A 4,547-nucleotide genomic window follows, 5' to 3' on the forward strand; every position below is an offset into this window, starting at 1 on the left:
TGGCCTCCGCGGCGGCACCGCTCACCTGCCGGTTCCGGAGGCGGAGCACGACGCTGGCGCGCCGGGAGGCCGACGCGCTGGAGCGGGCGGCGGCCGAGTCCGGCACCTCCGTCTCCGGGCTCGTGATCGCGGCCGTCGCCGCCTACGTCGCCCGCATGACCGGAGCCCGGGAGGCCGTGCTCGGCCTGGCCGTGACCGCCCGGACCACCCCGCTCTCCCGCCGCACCCCCGGCATGCTCTCCAACGTGCTCCCGCTGCGCCTGACCGCGGGCCCGCAGACGACCATCGGCGAACTGGCCGGGCAGGTCAACCGGGAGGTCGGGCGGCTCCTGGTGCACCAGCGGCACCGGTACGAGGACCTCCGGCGCGAGCTGGGCGGACGGCTGTTCGGGCCGGTGGTCAACATCATGCGCTTCGACTACGACCTGAGCTTCGCCGGGCACCCCGCCACCGCCCACCCGCTGGCCACCGGCCCGATCGAGGACCTGTCGGTCAACCTCTACAGCGACCCCGGCGGCTCCGGCGGCCGCGGCGTGCGCGTCGACTTCGACGGCCACCCGGACCTGTACGGCGAGGCCGAGCTGGCCGGGCACCACGGGCGGTTCCTGCGCCTGCTGTCCGGGATCGCCCAGGCCGGTCCGGGCCGCCGCCTCGGCGAGCTGGACCTGCTCGACGAGCGGGAGCGGGACCTGCTGGCCGGCTGGAGCGCCGTACCGGGCGAGGTTCCGGGCGGCACCGTCGTGGACCTGTTCGCCGAGCACGTACGGCGCACCCCCGGGGCCGCCGCGCTGGTCGCGGGGGAGACGGAGCTCACCTACGCGGAGCTGAACGCCCGCGCCAACCGGCTGGCGCACCACCTGATCGCCCTCGGCGCGGGCCCGGAGCGCCACGTCGGGCTGTCGGTCCCGCGCTCGGCCGACATGGTCGTCGCGTTCCTGGCCGTCCTGAAGTCCGGCGCCGCGTACCTGCCGCTCGACCCGGGCCATCCGGCCGAGCGGCTGGCGGTCATGCTCGCCGACGCGGCTCCGCCGATCGTGGTCACCGGGGGCGGGACCGCCGGGCTGTTCACCGCCGGACCCGGCGCGGACGGGCCGGACACGGGCGGGCCGGGTGGAGGCGGGCCGGTCACCGCGGGTTCGGGTACGGACGGGAGACCCGGAACCGAGAGGGCCGCGGGGGAGCCCGCTCCCGTGCTCGTCGACCTGGACGTCTGGGACGGGGCGGGCCTGCCCGCGACCGATCCCGGCGGGCGGATCCTGCCCGGCCACCCCGCCTACGTCGTCTACACCTCCGGCTCCACCGGCCGCCCGAAGGGGGTCGTGGTCACCCACGCGGGCCTGCCCGCCCACGCCCGCACCGGGACCGGCCGGTACGCCGTCACCCCCGGCAGCCGTGTCCTGCAGTTCGCCTCGATCGGCTTCGACGGGGCGGTGCTGGAGTGGCTGACGGCCTTCTCCGCGGGCGCGGCGCTCGTCCTGGCGCCCCCGGACGTGTACGGCGGAGAGCCGCTCGGCCGGTTCCTCGCCGAGGCGCGGATCACGCACGCGTTCATCACCCCCGCGGCGCTGGCGACGGTTCCCGAGGCGCCGCTGCCGGACCTGCGCACCCTGCTGGTCGGCGGCGAGGCCTGCCGCCCGGAACTGGTCCGCCGCTGGTCCTCCGGCCGCCGGATGGTCAACGTCTACGGGCCGACGGAGACCACCGTCGTGGTCACCGCCAGCGACCCGCTGACCTCGCCGGACGACACCCCGATCGGCCGTCCCGTCCCCGGCGTCCGGTTGCACGTCCTCGACGCCGCCCTGCGCCCGGTCCCGCCCGGCACGGCCGGGGAGCTCTACGTGTCCGGTGCCGCGGTGGCCCGCGGTTACCTCGGCCGGCCCGGCCTGACCGCCGAGCGGTTCGTCGCCGACCCGTCCACGCCCGGCGGGCGCATGTACCGCACCGGCGACCTGGTCCGGTGGCGTGCCGACGGCAGCCTGGAGTACCTGGGCCGGGCCGACCAGCAGGTCAAGATCCGGGGGTTCCGCATCGAGCCGGGCGAGATCGAGGCGGTGCTCGCGGCGCATCCCCTGGTCCGGCAGGCGGTGGTGCTGGCCCGCGCCGACGGGCCGGGGGAGCGGCGGCTGGTCGCCTACGTCGTCGGTGCGGCGGGTGCGGAAGGCTCTGCAGGCTCTGCGGGTGCGGCGGGAATGACGGACGCCGCGGACACGGCGGGTCCGCTGGATCCGGACGCGCTGCGCGGGTTCGCCCGGCGGTCGCTGCCCGACTACATGGTGCCCCGCGCCGTCGTCGTCCTCGACGAACTGCCGCTCAACGCCAACGGCAAGCTGGACCGGGCCGCACTGCCCGCCCCGGCGTGGGAGAACGGCGGCAGGGAACCGTCCGGCGACCGCGAACGGCTGCTGTGCGGGCTGTTCGCCGAGGTGCTCGGACTGTCCCGGGTCAGCGCCGACGACGGCTTCTTCGACCTGGGCGGGGACAGCATCCTGGCGATCGGGCTCGTCGCCCGCGCCCGGGAGGCGGGTCTGGCGATCACGCCGGGACAGGTGTTCCGCCACCAGAGCCCCGAGGCCCTGGCGCTCGTCGCGATGGAGAGCGGGCCGGAGGCGGCCGAGGACACCGACGGGGTGGGACCCGTGCCCGCGACCCCGATCATGCGGTGGCTGGCCGAGGGCGGTGGACCGATCGGCGGGTTCAGCCAGACGGTGGTGCTGCGGGTCCCGCCGGATCTGGGGCTGGAGGCGCTGACCGCCGGAGTGCAGGCCGTACTGGACCGGCACGACACGCTCCGGCTGACCTGCCCGGACGGCGGAGGCGGCCGGCGGACCGGGACCCGGCGGCCGACGGCCCACCGGCGCTGGAGGTGCTGCCTCGGGGAGCGGTCCGGGCCGCCGACTGCGTGCGCCGCCATGGGATGGGCGGCGATCCGGCCGGTCCGGAGCCGGGGGACGACCGTTCCGGGAAAGGCCGGGGCGGTGCCGGCTTCCGCGGAGGAATGGTCGCGGGCGGTGGCCGAGGCGGCGGCGCGGTCGCGGGCGGAGCTGGATCCGGCGGCGGGCCGGATGGTGCGGGTGGTGTGGCTGGACGCGGGTGCGGGGACGTCGGGCCGGTTGGTGGTGACGATCCATCACCTGTCGGTGGACGGGGTGTCGTGGCGGATCCTGCTGCCGGACCTGTTCGCGGCCTGGGAGGCGGCACGGAGGGGTGAGACTCCCGCCCTGGCTCCGGTGCCGGTCTCGTTCCGGACGTGGGCGCGGACGCTCCGGGCCGAGGCCCGGACCAGAGCGGGCGAGCTGGACGACTGGGTCCGTGCGCTCGGCGCCCCGGCCGCGGCCCACGACTCCGCGCCTGTGCCGTACGGCGACGCGCCTGTGCCGTACGGCGACGCGGGCGGTCCGGGCAGAGGTCCGGGCGGCGATTCGGACGGCGGTGTGGACGGTTCCGCTTCGGACTGGGGGACGTGGGACTCGCGGCGCGAACTGATCGTGGAGCTTCCCCGCGACGTCACCGAGCCGCTGCTGGGCAGGCTCCCGGCGGCGTTCCACGGCCGGGTCGACGACGTGCTGCTCGCCGGGCTCGCCGCGGCGGTCACGCGGCGGCGCGGGGAACGCTCCGTCCTGGTCGACGTCGAAGGGCACGGCCGCCATGACCTGACCGCCGGTCCTGCCGACGGCACCTTCGGCATCTCCGGCGGCCCTTCCGGTGGCACGGACCTGTCCAGGACCGTCGGCTGGTTCACCTGCCTGCACCCGGCCAGGATCGACGCGGGCGAGGCGGGCACGACCGGCTGGGCCGAGCTCATCGCGGGCGGGCCCGCCGCAGGAAAGGCCGTCAAGCGGGTCAAGGAGCAACTGCGGGCGCTGCCCGACCCGCTGGGCTACGGTCTGCTCCGCCACCTCGACCCCGACGCCGCCCCGGTCCTCGCCGCCCTGCCGCAGGCGGAGATCGGCTTCAACTACCTCGGCCGGATCACGGTCTCCGGGCAGGACTGGGAACCGGCCGGCGACGGTCTGATCGGGGGACGGGACGCGGCGGCCCCGCTCCGGCACGGCATCCAGATCGACGCCGTGGCCCTGGGCGACGTGCTCCGCCTCACCTGGACCTGGGCCGGGGCGCACTACGCCGAGGAGGAGGTCGCCGCCCTGGCCGAGGCGTACTCCCAGGCCCTCACCGGCCTGTCCCGGCACACCGGCGGCGGCCTCACCCCGTCGGACGTTCAGGCCCCGCTGACCCAGCGGGACCTCGACGGGCTGGGCCCGGACCTGCAGGACGCCTGGCCGCTCACCCCCCTCCAGCACGGCCTGTTCTTCCACACGCTGCTCGACACGGACGTCTACACCGCGCAGCTCACCCTCGACCTGGAGGGTCCCCTCGACGCGGAGAGGCTGCGGCGGGCCGCCGACCGGCTGGTCGGCAGGCATCCCGTGCTGAGGGCCTCCTTCGAGCTCCGCGCCGACGAGCCGGTCCAGCTGGTGCGCCGGCGGGTGGAGGTGCCCTGGCGTGAGGTCGAGGGCGTCGATCCCGAGCGGGTGGCGGCCGAGGAGCGG

1 protein-coding gene is annotated in these 4,547 nt (G+C 76.5%); it reads left to right on the forward strand.

Annotated features, from left to right (window positions below; genetic code table 11):
- Positions 1-4,547: amino acid adenylation domain-containing protein (locus ACWJ6R_RS30730; protein ID WP_449065577.1), on the forward strand; the 4,547-nt coding region annotated here is incomplete at both ends.

The sequence above is a fragment of the Planomonospora algeriensis genome (genome assembly GCF_977012225.1).